Here is a 16,522-nt window from a genome sequence, read left to right on the forward strand (position 1 = left end):
CCATGAAAACAAATTTTTTACTTGCTTATTCATGTCTTGTGGTTAAAAATAGAATTTACAGGGAGATTCTTAAACACAGGGAGCTGGTGTTATGTCTATTAAAGAACAAGAACTTGATGTACTTATAAAGAGTGATACAAACCTCTCTAATACTAATAGAGTCGTCATTGAAAAAGCTTTATCACAGATGAACTTCTCCGATGCGGCAAAAGAATTATTACTCAACCCAGATTCACCTGAACATGACCTAGATAGTCTTCAAAGTATTGCTTTAACTCAACAACACTTGGCCCAAGTCAAAAAAAGCTTGGGGGAAATAGTGGAAAGTTTACAAGATAATCCAAGCCTTATTTCCCGGGCGGCTGCGTTTTGGGGAGAGTTGCCTTTATGGCAGAGAATTATAGGTGGGGTTGCCATATCAGGACCAACCTTAATCATAGGTGCAGCAGCTCACATTGGATTTCTAGTTACAATTAGTGGTGTAAGCGCCTTAGCATACACTACCAGCGGTATCGTTCTTGATGACCATCATTATCATACGAGAAACATTGCTCAAAAATTAAAAGAAGGGATTTTTGGGGTCGCAGAAATCCTTGAGTTAACTATTGGTGCATTAGATGCTATTCGTAAAAAACTAGCCGTTGAAATCGAACGATTTAAAGAAGAAAATGAAAAATTAGCTAGAAATATTTCAAGGTTGAATGAAGAAGTTGAAACATTGAGCGCTCAAGTTGAAGTGTACGTAGAAACCGAAAAATTACTTCGTAAAACAAAAGACGAGCTTGAAAAAACAGCAGCCTCTTTAAAACTGGATGTTGAAAAACAAAATAAGCAATTTGAAACAACCCAAAAAGAACTTATGAAAGCTCGAGATGAGCATTCAAGAAGTCTGGTGTTATTGTCCCAAAAAACATCTGAGTTATCTGAGGTACGAATATCTATGGGGGCTGAGGTAGAAAAAGCTAAAAAGATTGCTTCCACTTTAGAGGGTACCGTAAGAATTCTATCTAGCACAGCTATAACTGATTCAAATCAAAGGCTTTCTTTTCAAGAAAAACTTAATTCTTTCTTGGATAAAAAAGCAGCAAGTTTCGATCAAGTAGCAGAGCGTATTTGCAAAGTAGAATCTGAACTTTTAGAAGTTAAATCCGAATTGAAAGCGAGTACAGAACGTTTTAATAAGTTACTCGAACTTCAAGAAAGGCAACTTCAGCGTCTACAAAGTCTGGATAAACGTGTTGACTCCAGTGTTAATCCAGAACTGAACCCTGTCAAAACTGAGGAACAAACCAAACCAGAGGGGTTGCTTAGTAAACTCGGTTTCATGGCATTACCTCAAATATGGCCTATAAATAATCCGTCTCCAGCTCCAAAACAACAATCTTCAGTACCCTAATAAAAATTTTTTTGAATGGAATGCATCCTCCAGGCATCATTGGATGGAGGATGAAATGATCGGATAGGAGCGAATTGCGTGCATTTTTTCTTTCTGGCGCAATAGGACAATAGATTGTTAAGCCACCTAATTTCAGCTATTCTGTATTTTTAGCATTAAGCCAAAACCCGTGATTAAATCATATAATAAGCTGATAAATATAATAAAAAACAAACAAGGCATGATGGTGAAACAACTCCATCAATTTTGTGAGATTAATTCTGGGACTACGAATTTAGTTGGATTAGCCTCCATGGCTAACCTACTGAAGGAAGTCTATCTGCCCCTTGCAGATACAATTGATAAAAAAAAATTGCAACCCCTCTCAGTTATTGATATGTGCGGAACTACTTCACTCCAAAGTTGTGGGGATGTTCTATTCATCAGAAAACGGCCCCACTTAAAACGTCGTGTTTTACTTTGTGGACACATGGATACTGTATATGCTGTCAATAATCCATTCCAGAAATTAACTTATATTAATGATAACTGTATCAACGGGCCTGGTGTTACTGATATGAAAGGTGGGCTTATCGTGATGTTGCATGCCTTATCTGCTTTTGAACTGAACGACTGCGCGACAGAACTGGGTTGGGATGTTTTAATTAATGCAGACGAAGAAATTGGATCACCAGCATCCAGCATACTTTTTGATAAACTGGCATCTAATTACCAAGCAGCTCTAGTATACGAGCCAGCCATGACCGCAAATGGAACTTTAGCTAAAAATCGTAAAGGAAGCGGAAAACTAACACTCATCGCTACTGGCAAAGCAGCTCATGCAGGACGTGATTTTGCAGAAGGACGAAATGCAATTTGTTACTTAGCTGAAGCGATAAGTGCCATACACGCTCTTAATGGAAAGCGTAATGGAGTAACCATCAACGTAGGAAAAATCGCAGGTGGCGAAGCACTTAACGTAGTTCCTGACAAAGCGGTAGCGCAACTTGACATTAGAATCAGTCTGCCTGAAGATGAATTTTGGGTACGAAGCGAACTTGATAATATTGTTGTTCAATTAAAACGTCCAGACTATTCTTTAAGTATACATGGTGTATTTGGTAGGCCCGTTAAACGTGTGTGCTCAGGTACAGAACGTCTGTTTCATCGTGTTCAACATTTAGGACAAGAGCTCGGTTTATCTATAGATTGGAAAGATAGTGGGGGCTGCTGTGATGGAAATAACTTAGCACAACACGGTTTACCCGTCCTAGATACACTGGGAGTCAGGGGAGGAAATATCCACAGTGCAGATGAATATATACTACTCGATAGTCTGTCTGAACGTGCTGCACTTAGTGCCCTACTCTTACTCGACCTTGCTCAAGGTGGCTTAGAGGATTTAAAAAATGATGCTATTTCGTAGTGCGTGCAATACAGATTTAGATGCCATTCATCATTTGGCCGAAGAAAGTGGTGTAGGAATCACGACACTTTCTAAAGATAAGGAAATATTGGCAAAACGACTTCACTGGTCCACTGATTCATTTAAAAAAAATATTGAAAAGCCAAATAATGAATATTATCTATTTGTTTTAGAAAACCCTAAAAGTAAAAAAATAATCGGTGTTTCAGGAATTGAATCCTATACCGGTCATGAGGCTCCTTTCTATTCTTATAAAATTTCCAAACGTACCCGAATTAGTCGCTCATTAAATATTCGTAGTGATTATGAGGTTTTAAGCTTAGTGAATGATAATCAAGGCCGAAGTGAAATCTGCACGCTTTTTTTAGAACCGAAGTATAGAAAAAATAAAAATGGTTTATTGCTATCCAAAGCACGTTTCCTATTTATCGCCCAGCATCCTGAACGTTTTGCCTCAACAGTAATTGCTGAAATGCGGGGAATCTCAGATGCGAAGGGTATATCACCTTTTTGGGAAAATGTGGGAAGCCATTTTTTTCATATGTCTTTTGAAGATGCCGATCGACTTACTCTAGCAACTGACAAACAATTTATAGCTGATTTAATGCCACGAAATCCTTTATACATTAAATTGCTGTCGCTGGAAGCCCAAGCAGTAATTGGACAAGCCCATCCTTCCACTCAAGCAGCTATGAACATCTTATTAAAAGAAGGTTTTCGATATAATAAGTATATTGATATTTTTGATGCTGGCCCTACCCTTGAGGTTCCCTTATCACAAATTAAAACCATCGAACTTAGCCAAGTTGTAACCATTAAAAATATTAGTGATGAGGTGAGTAGCACTAGTTATTTATTATCAAATACCCAATTGAATTTTCGAGCAACTATTAATAGTGCGCTAGTCAATAAAGAAAATAATACCTGCATTATTAGTAAAGAAACAGCTAATCTCCTCCAAGTCAAATGCGGAAATCAATTACGAATAGCTCCTTTACAATGTGAGAGTGGAGAGGTAAATGACTAAAGGTGAAATAATCTATGGAAAAGGACAATATGTTAATGGTCAATGGATAAGAGGTCATGGAACTACACTTGAATCCATAAACCCTAGCTATGGTACCATACTTTGGCAAGGCACAAATGCTACAGCTCAAGAAGTTTCAGCTGCCTCTGACGCAGCACGACAAGCACTTTCTCCTTGGTCCTCTTTGGATTTCGAAAAACGAGCCCATTATACCCACAAATTTGCACAAGAAATTGATAAAAATCGTGATCATCTAGCACACCTAATCGCTTTAGAAACGGGAAAACCTTTATGGGAAGCTCATACTGAGGTCAATGCTGTTATAGGAAAAATTAATTTATCCATACAAGCATACCATGAGCGAACTTGGACAAAAATAACCAAAACCACAGAAGCTAATGCATGTCTTCGTTTTAAACCCCAAGGGGTCGTAGTGGTGCTTGGCGCATTTAATTTCCCCGCCCATTTAAGTAATGGACACATAGTTCCAGCCCTTCTTGCAGGCAATACAATTCTTTATAAACCAAGTGAGCAGACACCAGCGGTCGCTGAATTTATTATGCAGTGTTGGCATGAAAGCAAAATACCGCCCGGAGTGATTAATTGTTTACAAGGCGATGCCTCTTGTGGGAAAGCTTTACTTTCACAAGATATTCAAGGCGTATATTTTACAGGAAGTTATACAACGGGGTTACGCATCCATCAACAATTTAGCGATAAACCTGAAGTAATTTTAGCTCTTGAAATGGGGGGAAATAATCCTTTAGTCATTGATGAAATTCCTGATCTTCATGCGGCCATCTATCATACCTTGCTCTCCACTTTGCTTACGGCAGGTCAACGCTGCACCTGCGCACGACGCGTCATTATTCCAGACACACACCAGGGTGATGAATTTTTAAATAATTTTATCAAAACATGCTCATCTCTTAAGATTGGCCCTTTTGATAAAACACCAGAACCCTTCATGGGCCCCGTTATTAGTCATGCACAAGCCACTAAACATCTTCAGAGTCAAAAAAAACTGGTTGACTCGGGTGGCTCTTCCCTCTTACCAATGACTTTACTTGCTGAACAGACTGGCCTACTGTCACCAGGCATAATTGATATGACACACTTTGAAAATCCCCCAGATGAGGAAATTTTTGCTCCTTTAGTGCAGATATATCGTTACAATCATTTTGATGAAGCCATCAAGTTGGCTAATCAAACCCGTTACGGTTTAGTTGCGGGCTTGATTAGTAATAATGAGCAACACTATGATCAATTTTATCAACAAATACGCGCTGGATTAATTAATTGGAACCGACCTACAACAGGAGCAGCCAGTAGCCTTCCATTTGGAGGGGTTGGGCTAAGTGGAAATCATAGGCCCAGTGCTTATTTTGCCACAGATTATTGCGCTTATCCGGTTTCCAGTATGGAGCAGCCAGTTCTAACAATGCCTGAACAAATTTTGCCTGGTATTGTATTGGGTAAATAAAATTATGTGGAAAATTCTAAACTGTCTAAGTAAGGTAAATCATTGGTGCATCTATGCCTAACTTCCCCATTGAGTTTCCGCTTAGTAATTACTTTAAAAATGGATAATTAGAAATGAATGTTTATGAATTAAACATGGATGGCCTTGTCGGACCCTCCCATAATTATGCCGGGCTTGCGCAAGGCAATATTGCCTCCTTCTCGAACGCACTAGCAAGTTCCAATCCTCAAGCAGCTGCTTTGCAAGGATTAGAGAAAATGCACCTACTTCATAAAATGGGCCTCCAACAGGGTTTACTTCCCCCCCACCAACGCCCTAATCTTGAACTACTTTACCAATTGGGTTTTTGTGGTACACCGAAAGAACAAATTAATAAAGCCTACAGAACAGCCCCTGATCTTCTCAGTGCTTGTTATTCAGCTTCCAGTATGTGGTCAGCAAATGCTGCCACAATTTCCCCAAGTACTGATACCCAAGACCACAAAGTTCATTTTACAGCAGCAAATCTTGTAAGTAATTTACACCGACATCATGAAGCTGATTTCTCCAAAAAAATTCTGGAATTTATTTTCTCAAACTCAGATTACTTCCATCATCACCCTATTCTACCTCGATCAACCATTATGGGAGATGAGGGTGCTGCGAATCACAGCCGCATCTGCCAGAGCTACAATCAACCTGGAATTCATCTTTTTGTATATGGGAAAAAAGGTTTAGCAAACAATCCATTGCAACCTGGGCCAATAAAATATCCAGCTCGACAAACCCAAGAAGCATCACAAGCCATCGTCCGTCAACATCAATTATCGACAGACCATGTTGTATTCGCTTATCAAAATCCGCTCGCTATCGACCAAGGTGTTTTTCATAATGACGTGATATGTGTAGCGAATGAATCGGTCTTACTCATCCACGAACAAGCATTTCATCAGCAAGGTTCTGTCCTTAACGAATTAAACGACAAAGCTTCATTCCCCATCAATATCATTCAAATTTCAGCAAAAGAACTGAGTATAGTGGATGCTGTTGAAACCTACCTTTTCAATTCACAAGTCGTTAGCTTGCCCCAACAAAACTCTATGATGCTTATAGCTCCTTTTGAGTGTCAAACTAATTCACGTGCTAATAGCTGTATTGAGAGAATACTCTCTGATTCTTCGAATCCCATTAACTCCGTTCGCTTCCTTGATTTGAAACAAAGCATGCGAAATGGTGGTGGCCCCGCTTGTCTGAGATTACGTATTGCGTTAAATGAAGAGGAACTTCAAGCAATGCATCAAGGCGTTTTAATAAATGAAGAATTATTAAAGCTTTTAAAAAAGTGGGTATTAAAACACTATCGTACTGAGTTAATTGCAACCGACTTAGCAGATCCTCTGTTACTTGAAGAGTGTTTTTGTGCTCTGGATGAATTAACTGGAATACTAAAACTAGGGTCAATTTATCCCTTTCAATTAGAGAAGACTTCCTAAAATGTGGAAAACAAAATTAGGTACCTGCATTTATACGTCTCCTTCAGGTTACAAAGTATATCAAAATGCATTTTATCGATGGTTAAAACTAGGAAGTAATGCGTTACAAACCGTTATAAACCGTCATAATCCACATCAGCCAGGCCTTCATTATCTACCCGCACTCACATTAATGGCTCGAAAATATCCCGGTAGTACTTGCATGTTAGGCCTAGGTGGGGCTGGAGTCGCACTAATGCTGAAGGATATTCATTTGACTGCAGTAGATAATAGCGAAGAGGTTATCGAGATAGCAAAACGTTTTTTTATAATGGATCGTTTAAAAAATTTAACAATCATTCATGAAAATGCAATGGATTATGTACAAACAAGTGAATTTCATTTTTCACATCTCATTGTGGATCTCTACAATGCAAACCATTTTCCACCTGAATGTTCAAACAAGCAGTTTTTTGCTTCATGCAAAAAAATAATAACTGATGATGGAATTTTTGCTGTAAATCTAGCAAATATTAAAGAACAATACCCGATTTTTCAATTAATTAAACATCAATTTAGCAATACGTTGGTGATCCCTATAAGACAAAGTGCAAACATGGTAATTCTTGCTGCCAAAAATGACAGTAAAGAATTATTTATGAATAAAATAAAACACACTGATGCGTTTAAACGAATTATTTGGGTCGACTCGTGGGGTTATGTTGGAGATTATAAAAAAACTACCTGGCAACAATTAACAACATTTTTTAGACGATGAGTTCGGTTGAGAACCGATTATCATCTACCCCAGCGATTTCCTCCTCTCGATTTATGGAGAACTCCCATAAAACTTGCTATGAGAGATATGGGTTATTATAAAAAACTGCGAAATACTCATTTAAATTTTTAAACTACAACACAATCGCGGGGTCGAAGGAAGATACTGTTTCAGCAAATTCATTGATGGCGCGCAGTTCTGGAGATGATTTAAATAATCCATACGCTGTGAGTCCACCAGTTAGGGCCCCTAGCATAGTACTGGATGAGGCTACGGTAACCGCAGCAGTATAACCACTTAGAAGACCTGCAAAAAATGCCCCTGGACCTGTCCACCAACTGCAAGCCACCCCTATTGTAAATCCAATCAATGCAGTTACAGTAAGTACAATAGCGGCTGCAGCAACTGAAAGAACTGCTTTAAGAACATCTGGATATTCATCTTTTAAAATAGTTTTACAATTATGTTTAAAGTCTTCAATCGCTTTAGCCTTAATTTTGGGGCTTACACTAGAATTGTCATGCCTCGCCAATATAACTTGTGACAGCTCTATTAATTCTTTATTAATTAATAAACTTTTTTCTGATGGGAGCGATTGTAAACTACTTTGGAGTGCCTCAACGTTCTCGTTCCATAAGGATAGAAGCTTAGCGCTACAATATTTACAGATTAAACCAAAAAGATTTTCTACATTTTTATCATCTTTTGCTGAGGTGACGATGAAATCAGCAAATAATTCTTTCGATTTAATTCTATCAAGCGCTTTCACATCCGCTTTGGGGGAATCGGATTTTGTTCCAACACAAATAATAGGGGCAGTAGGTACATAGTGACGAAATTCTTGGATACTTTTAAGGATTTCTTCTTCCTTAATTTCTTGGGTTAGATCAATACAAAATACCCCAACATCTGCACCTCTATAAAACATTTTTGACATTCCTTTGTATTGCTCTCGTCCAGCTGTGTCCCATATGCTTACACTGTTATTAGAGTCTATTCGCCTTGTCAAAAAATCAGCACCTATGGTAAGTGGGGCCCCATTTTCGAAATTTAGATTTGCTATTCGATTATTAAGTTGAGTTTTACCACTATCACTTTTACCAAAAAAAACGACCTTATATATCATGGGTTAACCTCAAAGTGACTTACATAACATTTTAGGGCGAGATGCATTCGAGATTATAAAAAAGTGATGCAAACTTTAGTACAAATTTCCCTTATTACATAAGTTAGCGAACGAACTAATTACTTTAGTTATAATGAAAGTACAACAAAATGAATATTGCTGCTTGAGGCTGTTTGCCTCAAGCAGTAACTAGAATTAAATTTCCATTAAATCTTTTTCTTTTTCGGCTAATAATCCGTCTATTTCAAGAATATATTTATCAGTAAGCTTTTGAATAACCTCTGTTGCGCGACGTTCATCGTCTTCTGAAATAGTTTTATCTTTGACCAAATCCTTTAATTGAGTATTCGCATCCCTTCTAATATTACGAATGGAAACTTTTCCTTGTTCGCCTTCATTACGAACAACCTTAATCAACTCTTTTCTACGTTCTTCAGTCAATGGGGGCATTGGAACACGAATCGCACTGCCTGCTGTCGCAGGATTCAACCCCAAATCTGAAGTCAAAATAGCTTTTTCTACGGCTGCTACCATAGATTTTTCCCATGGAGTCACTAAAATTGTTCGTGAATCACTAGCAGAAACATTTGCTATTTGATTTAAGGGGGTCATAGTTCCGTAATAATCAACTTGAATGTGATCGAGCAAACCAACACTCGCTCTTCCTGTGCGAATTTTAGTCAAATCAGTTTGTAACACTTCAATAGTTTTTTTCATCCGCTTTTCTGAATCTTGCTTAATCTCATTTATCATGATTAGCTCCGACTATAGTTCCTACGCGCTCTCCAGATACAATTCTTCTTAATGCATTAGGTGCAGTCATATCAAAAACCTGTAAAGGCATGCCTTGATCCTGACAAAGACAAATTGCAGTAGAGTCCATTACTTCCAAGCCTTGTGTTAAAACTTCAATATAAGTTAAATAATCATACCGTTTGGCGTTAGGGTTTTTAAAAGGATCTTCTGAATAAACACCATCGACTTTAGTGGCTTTTAAAACTACATCAGCTCCTATTTCAATAGCTCTTAAACAAGCGGCGGTATCTGTAGTGAAAAACGGATTTCCAGTTCCGGCCGCAAAAATTACAACATATCCAGTTCGCAAATGTTCAATTGCTTTGCGTCGATGATACGGGTCAACTACACCTAGCATAGGAATAGCTGACATAATACGCGCAGGCATATCAATACGTTCTAAAGCATCTCTCACCGCTAAAGCATTCATTACGGTAGCAAGCATTCCCATATGATCGCCTGTTACACGACCAACGCCTGCCTGAGAAAGTGCTTTACCACGAAATAAATTACCACCACCTAATACGAGACCAACCTCAACGCCCATCTTAATTAAATCGGCTATATCCTTAGCTAATGTATCTAAGACTGAGGGATCAATACCAAATTGTGACTTGCCCATAAGGGCTTCGCCACTATATTTAAGTAAAATACGCTTATATTTTAATGGGTGACTTTCATTCATCATGTACGAACCTGAGCCATCACTTCTTCAACAAAGTTGTCTTCTTTTTTCTCTATACCTTCTCCAACTTCATAACGAACAAAAGAAAGAACTTCAGTATTCTTTTCTTTCAAAAGTTGACCTACTTTAATATCTGGATTTTTAACAAAGGGTTGACCTAATAAGCTTACTTCATCAATAAACTTGTTGATTCGACCTTCAATCATTTTATCGATAATTTCTTGTGGCTTGCCACTTTCTTTGGCTTGAGCAGTAAAAATCTCACGTTCATTTTCAATCGCTTCAGTAGATACTTGATCTTTACTTACTACAATGGGTTTGCTCGCAGCAATGTGCATTGCAATATCTTTAGCAAGCTCTTCATCACCATTTTTAAGCGCAGCCATAACACCAATTCTTGATCCATGTAAATAGCAACCAATAACTCCAGTGTCGCAATGCATACGTTCTATGCGTCTTAATTTAATATTTTCGCCAATCTTTGCTACTAACTGTTGACGGGCTTGTTCTACGGTACCGCCTGATGGAAGAGGCATAGCGGACAATTCTACAATTGTTGTGGCTGAACTATTTAATGCAGCATTAGCAACTGAGTTAGCAAAGTTGGTAAAGTTCTCATCACGCGCCACAAAATCTGTTTCACTGTTTATCTCTAGCATCACTGCGCTGCGTCCATCAACAGAACGTGCGATTACTATTACACCTTCCGCAGCAACACGATCAGCTTTCTTATCTGCTTTTGCCTGGCCTGCTTTACGCATTTCAATGATTGCAGCTTCTATGTCACCATTGGTTGCTATTAGAAATTTTTTACACTCCATCATACCAGCACCTGTACGCTCACGTAACTGCATGACTAAACTTGCACTAATTGACATTTTCATTTCTCCGTATAGCAAAAAGGGGGCAAATTTAGGTGTTCAAACACCCAGCCCCCTATATGTTAAATTCTAATTATTCCCCAGCTTTTTCTGCATCTTTAGTTTGTTCAACTACTTCTACAAATTCAGCGTCAGATGAACCTACTCCTACTGTATTAGTGCCTTTAGCATCTAAAATTGCATCAGCAATACAACGTACGTAAATATCAACTGCTCTCATGGAGTCATCATTACCCGGAATAATATAATCAATATTTCTTGGGCTATTGTTGGTATCAACAACACCAATCACAGGGATTTTTAATCGATGTGCTTCTTCAACAGCAATATGCTCGAAGCCAACATCAACAACAAACAGAGCATCAGGCAAACCACCCATGTGCTCAATCCCACCTAAACCTCTTTCTAATTTTTCAAGTTCACGTGTCAGCATCAATGCTTCTTTTTTAATCATGCCGTTAAATAATCCTTTTTCTTTCATTTCTTTTAATTCTTTTAAGCGAAAAATGGATTGACGAACAGTTTTATAGTTGGTCAACATACCACCTAACCAACGATGATCAACATAAGGCATACCACAACGCTTCGCATGTTCACGAATACTGTCTTGTGCTGCCCTTTTAGTTCCTACAAATAAAATTTTTGCTTTATTAGATGCCAATCTACCCACATAATTGACAACATCATTGAGCATTACCATTGTTTTTTCAAGATTGATAATGTGAATTTTGTTGCGGGAACCAAAAATATAATCGCCCATTTCAGGATTCCAAAAACGCGTTCTGTGTCCAAAATGAGCACCTGATTCAAGCAATTCACGCATGCTTATATTCATAATTTATTCTCCAGGGTTATTCCTCCACGCTTCCCATACGAAACCCTCAAGGGACCCTATCGTATGTGCCGAACCGTGTGTGTATTTAAAGCGCGGTATTTATAACATATTCGACGAAATTCATCAATCGAATTTAGTCGCAATTCATTTTTTTTATCTTGTGCTAAGCTTTTTATATGAACGTTCTTATTGCGTTCCGGAATATACAGTGACTAGTTTTTATATACGGTAATTTATTGAACCTAAAAATTAAGAATAAAATGTATCAATATAATCCAAACTTACATGTAAAAATCTGGTTAAGTAATAATCCAAACGTGTTTATGAATTTGGAAAATCAAATTCGTCTTATTGAAATGCGCGAAAACAATCCTAACGATACGATTCATCTAGTATATGACTCTGCATTATTGACTCATGCTTCTGTAAATTCATTAGATGAATTCTGTAAGGAACATAAGATTATTACTTTTGATGCCAACACCCTACTTGCCACCCTTCAATCGGATAATGAATTGAAATTGTATAGTTTTTATAAAGAAGAATTATCTAATTTAAAATCTGGTGGGAATTTGGCCGTTGCAAGTGATATTTTAAGATGGCTGTCACCAATATTTAAAAAAGGGACTTATACAGATTTTGATTTCCCCATTGATACATCCAAACTTCCTAAGCTCATTGCAACTGAAATGCCCATACTTCTTAACATCGGTAGTTTAAAAATGGGTAGAAAAGAATTTATTCTATCAAATAATGATTTTGTTGCTATTGTAGATGAACTTGCTGCAAAAAAAGACATTGAACGCGTACAATCCGGACTTATCTCAAGACTAGCACATTATGATACCGATTTTATTGAACGAACTGAAAATGAATTAAATGCGAACAGCTTTATAAATCGCCATCTTTTAAAGTTTATGAAAAATCGTTCTGAGTCCCTTTATATAGCAAAATCCAAAGAAATCCTACCACCAGATACTTCCGATTCTTCATTAAAAATCAGAGCCTATATTAATGAAGTAATGACCGATAGAAATAAATTTTTAGATTTTAATAAAATTGAGGCGCAAGAAACCCATGAAGAGGTGATCAAGAGATTACGGAAAGATCTCGAGACACAATTAAACCTAATTAAGTATCTTTTTTTCAGCAAAGAATATTCTTCAATTAGACGTATTTTAGAAAAAAATGATGAGAAGTTCCTAGCTTACTTAATGAATAAGGAACGAGACCTTTATATTAAGTCCATTGTGGTCTGCACTACAGGTCCAATACAAATATCAAATGCATTATTCAGTGGGTACGTTGTGGACTCCGATAAGTTCATTAAAGAGATTCAACCTCTCTCTTTCAATCATTATGGATTGCAAAATGCTTTTCGCTCACAAAACTCTATTCCCTTGCACGAAAATGTTTTGGGAATGCTCAAGTTTCTAGGTGTTGACGAAGGCGAATTAAACGATTCCTCCTGGCTGGATTCTGGAAAAAAATTACAAGCATCCCGGACAAAGTTCCTTGCTACACGTCAGAAAGAACTTGCTCAAAGTTTACCTGTTTCTTTTTTTACAATAAAAAATGATATAGAACAATACATTCAGCAAATACCGCATACATCCAGCCATTTTACTTCTAAAGGAAAAAATCGTGCCAAAATAGATCTTGAGCTGGTATTAAGTTGTTTTACTCAAGAGAATGAATTTAATATCCTCCAATTCAAAAATATCCTTCATAGTATCCGTCAGCATAAAGGATATACACAAAAATTAATCAAAGAACTCGATAGTCTTTGTCATAAAGCAACTATTTTTAGTCTTACAAAAGATAAAAAAATAAAATTAGGCGATCCTTGGTATCACTGATTTTAAATTAATAATATTTTAGGTTCATCGTCATGATGTTAAACAGGAAAGTTAGTTTAATTATTATAAGGATTAAATAATGAAAAAATTTATTTGGCTATCAACAATCGCATTAACCTTAATCTTAGGACAGCCAAGCTTTGCTTGCATTGATGATTCAAAACATTGTAATTCTCATCGTCAATTTGATAAGTTAGCGCAAGAACTTAACCTTACTGCAGATCAAAAAGCAAAATTAAAAGCATATAAAGAAAATGCAAAAGCAAACTTCAAAGAACATTATGCTCAGCTCAGAATTTTACGCAGCCAGATAAACTCTTTGGTTAAGACTGATAAAATTGATGAAGCAAAACTTGATGCTTTGATAGAGAAGGTCAATAAAATTAGAGCTTCTATGTTAAGAAGTAAGATAATGATGCAACATGAAATGTTTGCTCTTTTAAACGACAATCAAAAAGCCAAATTTATCGAATTAAAGAAGAAGTGGCTTATGGAGCAATAATTAATTAACAATGCATCATTTAAGTGTGCTGGTAAAGGATGAATAGTTCTATAGGTTCGGGATAACGTATAGCCTCCATTCCTGCATCCAGAGGAGTTTACGACGAAGGATCTCAATTTCAGGCATTGTATTCCATATACCTCCTGCCATTTACTGAAGATTCCTTAGTACGCTGGGAGGAGGTATTGTTAACCCCTGAATGAAATTATTGTTTACGCGTAGCAACCGCTTTAAAATTTACTGTGACTTCATCTTTTATTTCACTAGTACTCGACCAGTCCCCTTGTCCAATTCCAAAATCTAACCGTTTTAAGTTAGTATGTCCTTCAACAATCAGATGATCTTTAGGAGATTCTACAGCGGTAAACGTAAGCGTTACTGGTAACGATTTATTTTTTATCGTCAATGTCCCAGTGGCTTCATAATTTTTATCATCTTTTTTTGTGAATTTAGATGACTTAAATTCAGCCTTTGGAAACTCTTTAGCATTAAACCAATCGGAACCCTGTAATATGGAAGTAATTTCTGCGTAGGAGGTTGTGAGTGAGTTCATGTTCACTTCCACCACCACACTGCTATTTTGATAATTTTTCGGATCTGCAACTATTTTTGCCGTAAATTCTTTAAAGGTACCTGTAACAGGTGCATTATTTTGTGTTGCAGTAAAACTTATACTGCTTTCATTTGGAACTAGGGTCCATTCAGATAAGGCATCCGCACTCGCATTGACACTGTTCAAAAATAATAAAACAAGAAAATACTTAATCATTTTCATGGGAACATTCTCCGTAATATATCATCCTTATTAATAAAATGATGTTTTAAAGCAGCTGCGGTATGCATACAAATTGCCGCAATAAGCGCATAACCTAACCATTCATGAATCGATTCAAATAAAATCCTTTTGCTTTCATCAGGTGCTATAAGATTAGGCAAAGTAAATAAACCAAAAAATGAAGCAGGCAATCCCGCGGCTGATGTGATTAGCCAACCAGTAATGGGCATCGCAAACATAAATACATAGAATGCCCAGTGCATACTGCGTGCCGCAATTTTTTCCAGCCAAGGTAAAGCCAATTCAGGATTTTCATTCGCTAGACGCCATATGATCCTTAAAATAGCTAAAAATAGGACTAAAAAACCATACTCTTTATGCCAGCCATAGTATTTTAGCCTTTGGGCATTCCAAGGCATAGACACCATATATAAACCAAGTATCAATAGCCCTATAATTAATAAAGCGATTACCCAATGGAATACTATGGTAACAATACCAAAATGTGTGGGGCTGTTTTTGAATTGCATAAAATATCCTATTTTTTACCTTGCGCCTGGTCTTTATCTTGATCTGGTTTTTTATTTTGATCCTGATATCCTTCAGCTCCAATAAAAAGGTTTACTTTATCGCTCACTGCAGGCAAGAATGCATTGATTCCGAAATCCGAACGATTTATAGAGGCTGTGGCAGTAAAACCGACTGACTGTTTATTACTAATCGGATTCATTCCCACCTTATTTAAGGTAACCTGCAATATCACAGGCTTACTTACACCGCGTAACGTTAGAATACCCTCCACTGTAGCTTTTTTATCGCCTTGTGGGGTTACTTTATTACTAACAAAGGTAGCTGCGGGATAATGCTCAGCATCAAAAAACAAATTACTTTTTAAATGTTTATCCAGCTCTGGAAGTCCCGTAATCATATCCATAACATCAACTGTCACATTAACTTTACTCTGACTTGGATTGTCTTTATCAAGAATTAACTGTCCTGTTGCATACCATTTTCCATATTGAGTTGTAAAACCCATGTGATCCGCACTCCATAACACGTAAGTGTGATTTTTATCTAAAGTGTATGTTTCAGGTGCAGCATAGATTGAAGTAGAAAAAGTAATTGCCATAAGCAATGATGAAAACCAACTTCCTAGCGTTTGCTTCATAATCAATTTCCTTATTTACTATGTAATTTTACATCATTTTTATATTCAAATTATTACTCAGATTTGAGACTTCCGCCAACAATTCGTTCACAAAGTCCTTTAGGTAATAAAATAAAGGCATCTTTTTGTTTGTCTTTTGTTGCAGATGAAGCGCAAGAAGCAGTTGCAGTAGCGCAATCATTCATTCCTTTTTTAGCAATTCCGTAGCATTTTTCCGTGGCAGCAGTATTATTGTCATTGCTGTCTGCCGCTGAACTTCCTGTTGCTACTAAAACAAAAAATGCAGTCATTACTGATTGTATTAACTTATCTCGTGTAGACATAGTTTTCCTTTTCATTAAATGAATTCTTCATTA

At 37.1% G+C, this 16,522-nt stretch carries 17 protein-coding genes; 8 read left to right on the forward strand and 9 right to left on the reverse strand.

Features of this window, described 5'->3' with window-relative positions:
• Nucleotides 1-91: 91 nt before the first annotated feature.
• The 6 genes from ACWTE2_RS18200 (at nucleotide 92) to ACWTE2_RS18225 (ending at nucleotide 7,540) form a co-directional block, all read left to right on the forward strand.
• Complete coding sequence (locus ACWTE2_RS18200; RefSeq protein WP_454783778.1) at nucleotides 92-1,396, forward strand: LegC2/C7 family Dot/Icm T4SS effector; 1,305 nt, start codon at nucleotides 92-94, stop codon at nucleotides 1,394-1,396.
• A gap of 169 nt (nucleotides 1,397-1,565) precedes the next feature.
• A complete protein-coding gene (locus ACWTE2_RS18205) occupies nucleotides 1,566-2,801 on the forward strand; it encodes a hydrolase (RefSeq protein ID WP_454783779.1) in 1,236 nt (411 codons plus the stop codon).
• Nucleotides 2,785-3,828 carry an arginine N-succinyltransferase gene (locus ACWTE2_RS18210; protein ID WP_454783780.1) on the forward strand — a complete coding sequence of 348 codons (1,044 nt, stop codon included), beginning with the start codon at nucleotides 2,785-2,787 and terminating at the stop codon, nucleotides 3,826-3,828. Before ACWTE2_RS18205 ends, ACWTE2_RS18210 begins: the two co-directional genes overlap by 17 nt.
• Complete coding sequence (astD, locus tag ACWTE2_RS18215) at nucleotides 3,821-5,311, forward strand: succinylglutamate-semialdehyde dehydrogenase (protein WP_454783781.1); 1,491 nt, start codon at nucleotides 3,821-3,823, stop codon at nucleotides 5,309-5,311. The genes ACWTE2_RS18210 and astD overlap by 8 nt, the downstream gene beginning before the upstream one ends.
• Before the next feature lie 113 nt (nucleotides 5,312-5,424).
• Nucleotides 5,425-6,783 carry an N-succinylarginine dihydrolase gene (astB, locus tag ACWTE2_RS18220; RefSeq protein WP_454783782.1) on the forward strand — a complete coding sequence of 453 codons (1,359 nt, stop codon included), beginning with the start codon at nucleotides 5,425-5,427 and terminating at the stop codon, nucleotides 6,781-6,783.
• 1 nt (nucleotide 6,784) lies between these two features.
• On the forward strand, nucleotides 6,785-7,540 hold the full coding sequence (locus ACWTE2_RS18225) for a spermidine synthase (RefSeq protein ID WP_454783783.1): 756 nt from the start codon (nucleotides 6,785-6,787) through the stop codon (nucleotides 7,538-7,540).
• 133 nt (nucleotides 7,541-7,673) lie between these two features.
• Here the strand turns inward: ACWTE2_RS18225 and ACWTE2_RS18230 are convergent, their stop codons facing one another.
• The 5 genes from ACWTE2_RS18230 to rpsB form a co-directional block, all read right to left on the reverse strand.
• Complete coding sequence (locus tag ACWTE2_RS18230; protein ID WP_454783784.1) at nucleotides 7,674-8,666, reverse strand: Rab family GTPase; 993 nt, start codon at nucleotides 8,664-8,666, stop codon at nucleotides 7,674-7,676.
• 195 nt (nucleotides 8,667-8,861) lie between these two features.
• A complete protein-coding gene (frr, locus tag ACWTE2_RS18235; RefSeq protein ID WP_454783785.1) occupies nucleotides 8,862-9,419 on the reverse strand; it encodes a ribosome recycling factor in 558 nt (185 codons plus the stop codon).
• Nucleotides 9,409-10,149, reverse strand: coding sequence for a UMP kinase (gene pyrH / locus ACWTE2_RS18240; protein WP_182390715.1), 741 nt, complete (start codon nucleotides 10,147-10,149; stop codon nucleotides 9,409-9,411). The genes frr and pyrH overlap by 11 nt, the downstream gene beginning before the upstream one ends.
• Nucleotides 10,146-11,024, reverse strand: a complete 879-nt coding sequence (tsf, locus tag ACWTE2_RS18245) for a translation elongation factor Ts (RefSeq protein ID WP_454783786.1) — start codon at nucleotides 11,022-11,024, stop codon at nucleotides 10,146-10,148. Before tsf ends, pyrH begins: the two co-directional genes overlap by 4 nt.
• 76 nt (nucleotides 11,025-11,100) lie before the next feature.
• Complete coding sequence (gene rpsB, locus ACWTE2_RS18250) at nucleotides 11,101-11,865, reverse strand: 30S ribosomal protein S2 (protein ID WP_454784422.1); 765 nt, start codon at nucleotides 11,863-11,865, stop codon at nucleotides 11,101-11,103.
• Between the two features lie 257 nt (nucleotides 11,866-12,122).
• On the opposite strand from rpsB, the gene ACWTE2_RS18255 reads away from it, so the two are divergent.
• Both ACWTE2_RS18255 and ACWTE2_RS18260 read left to right on the forward strand, forming a co-directional pair.
• A complete protein-coding gene (locus tag ACWTE2_RS18255) occupies nucleotides 12,123-13,721 on the forward strand; it encodes a glycosyltransferase family 88 protein (RefSeq protein ID WP_454783787.1) in 1,599 nt (532 codons plus the stop codon).
• Between the two features lie 79 nt (nucleotides 13,722-13,800).
• The gene (locus ACWTE2_RS18260; RefSeq protein WP_454783788.1) at nucleotides 13,801-14,223 is read left to right on the forward strand and encodes a Spy/CpxP family protein refolding chaperone; all 423 of its coding nucleotides are present in this window, start codon (nucleotides 13,801-13,803) and stop codon (nucleotides 14,221-14,223) included.
• Between the two features lie 205 nt (nucleotides 14,224-14,428).
• On the opposite strand, the gene ACWTE2_RS18265 is transcribed toward ACWTE2_RS18260, so the two are convergent.
• Genes ACWTE2_RS18265 through ACWTE2_RS18280 form a run of 4 tightly spaced genes read right to left on the reverse strand, consistent with a single transcriptional unit; the run spans nucleotide 14,429 to nucleotide 16,489 of the window.
• Entirely contained in the window at nucleotides 14,429-14,998 is a 570-nt protein-coding gene (locus ACWTE2_RS18265) for a YceI family protein (RefSeq protein WP_454783789.1), read from the reverse strand.
• Nucleotides 14,995-15,528 carry a cytochrome b gene (locus ACWTE2_RS18270; RefSeq protein ID WP_454783790.1) on the reverse strand — a complete coding sequence of 178 codons (534 nt, stop codon included), beginning with the start codon at nucleotides 15,526-15,528 and terminating at the stop codon, nucleotides 14,995-14,997. Before ACWTE2_RS18270 ends, ACWTE2_RS18265 begins: the two co-directional genes overlap by 4 nt.
• Nucleotides 15,529-15,536: 8 nt before the next feature.
• Complete coding sequence (locus ACWTE2_RS18275) at nucleotides 15,537-16,166, reverse strand: YceI family protein (RefSeq protein ID WP_454783791.1); 630 nt, start codon at nucleotides 16,164-16,166, stop codon at nucleotides 15,537-15,539.
• 53 nt (nucleotides 16,167-16,219) lie between these two features.
• Entirely contained in the window at nucleotides 16,220-16,489 is a 270-nt protein-coding gene (locus ACWTE2_RS18280) for a BufA1 family periplasmic bufferin-type metallophore (protein WP_182390720.1), read from the reverse strand.
• Nucleotides 16,490-16,522: the final 33 nt, after the last annotated feature.

Source organism: Legionella nigrisilvae (assembly GCF_977063395.2).

What these genes read in the sequence shown, in the direction of transcription:
- ACWTE2_RS18200 (WP_454783778.1), top strand. Translation starts at nt 92, where the DNA reads ATGTCTATTAAAGAACAAGAACTTGATGTACTTATAAAGAGTGATACA.
- ACWTE2_RS18210 (WP_454783780.1), top strand. Translation starts at nt 2,785, where the DNA reads ATGATGCTATTTCGTAGTGCGTGCAATACAGATTTAGATGCCATTCAT.
- astD (WP_454783781.1), top strand. Translation starts at nt 3,821, where the DNA reads ATGACTAAAGGTGAAATAATCTATGGAAAAGGACAATATGTTAATGGT.
- astB (WP_454783782.1), top strand. Translation starts at nt 5,425, where the DNA reads ATGAATGTTTATGAATTAAACATGGATGGCCTTGTCGGACCCTCCCAT.
- ACWTE2_RS18225 (WP_454783783.1), top strand. Translation starts at nt 6,785, where the DNA reads ATGTGGAAAACAAAATTAGGTACCTGCATTTATACGTCTCCTTCAGGT.
- ACWTE2_RS18230 (WP_454783784.1), bottom strand. Translation starts at nt 8,666, where the DNA reads ATGATATATAAGGTCGTTTTTTTTGGTAAAAGTGATAGTGGTAAAACT.
- frr (WP_454783785.1), bottom strand. Translation starts at nt 9,419, where the DNA reads ATGATAAATGAGATTAAGCAAGATTCAGAAAAGCGGATGAAAAAAACT.
- pyrH (WP_182390715.1), bottom strand. Translation starts at nt 10,149, where the DNA reads ATGATGAATGAAAGTCACCCATTAAAATATAAGCGTATTTTACTTAAA.
- tsf (WP_454783786.1), bottom strand. Translation starts at nt 11,024, where the DNA reads ATGTCAATTAGTGCAAGTTTAGTCATGCAGTTACGTGAGCGTACAGGT.
- ACWTE2_RS18255 (WP_454783787.1), top strand. Translation starts at nt 12,123, where the DNA reads ATGTATCAATATAATCCAAACTTACATGTAAAAATCTGGTTAAGTAAT.
- ACWTE2_RS18260 (WP_454783788.1), top strand. Translation starts at nt 13,801, where the DNA reads ATGAAAAAATTTATTTGGCTATCAACAATCGCATTAACCTTAATCTTA.
- ACWTE2_RS18265 (WP_454783789.1), bottom strand. Translation starts at nt 14,998, where the DNA reads ATGAAAATGATTAAGTATTTTCTTGTTTTATTATTTTTGAACAGTGTC.
- ACWTE2_RS18270 (WP_454783790.1), bottom strand. Translation starts at nt 15,528, where the DNA reads ATGCAATTCAAAAACAGCCCCACACATTTTGGTATTGTTACCATAGTA.
- ACWTE2_RS18275 (WP_454783791.1), bottom strand. Translation starts at nt 16,166, where the DNA reads ATGAAGCAAACGCTAGGAAGTTGGTTTTCATCATTGCTTATGGCAATT.
- ACWTE2_RS18280 (WP_182390720.1), bottom strand. Translation starts at nt 16,489, where the DNA reads ATGTCTACACGAGATAAGTTAATACAATCAGTAATGACTGCATTTTTT.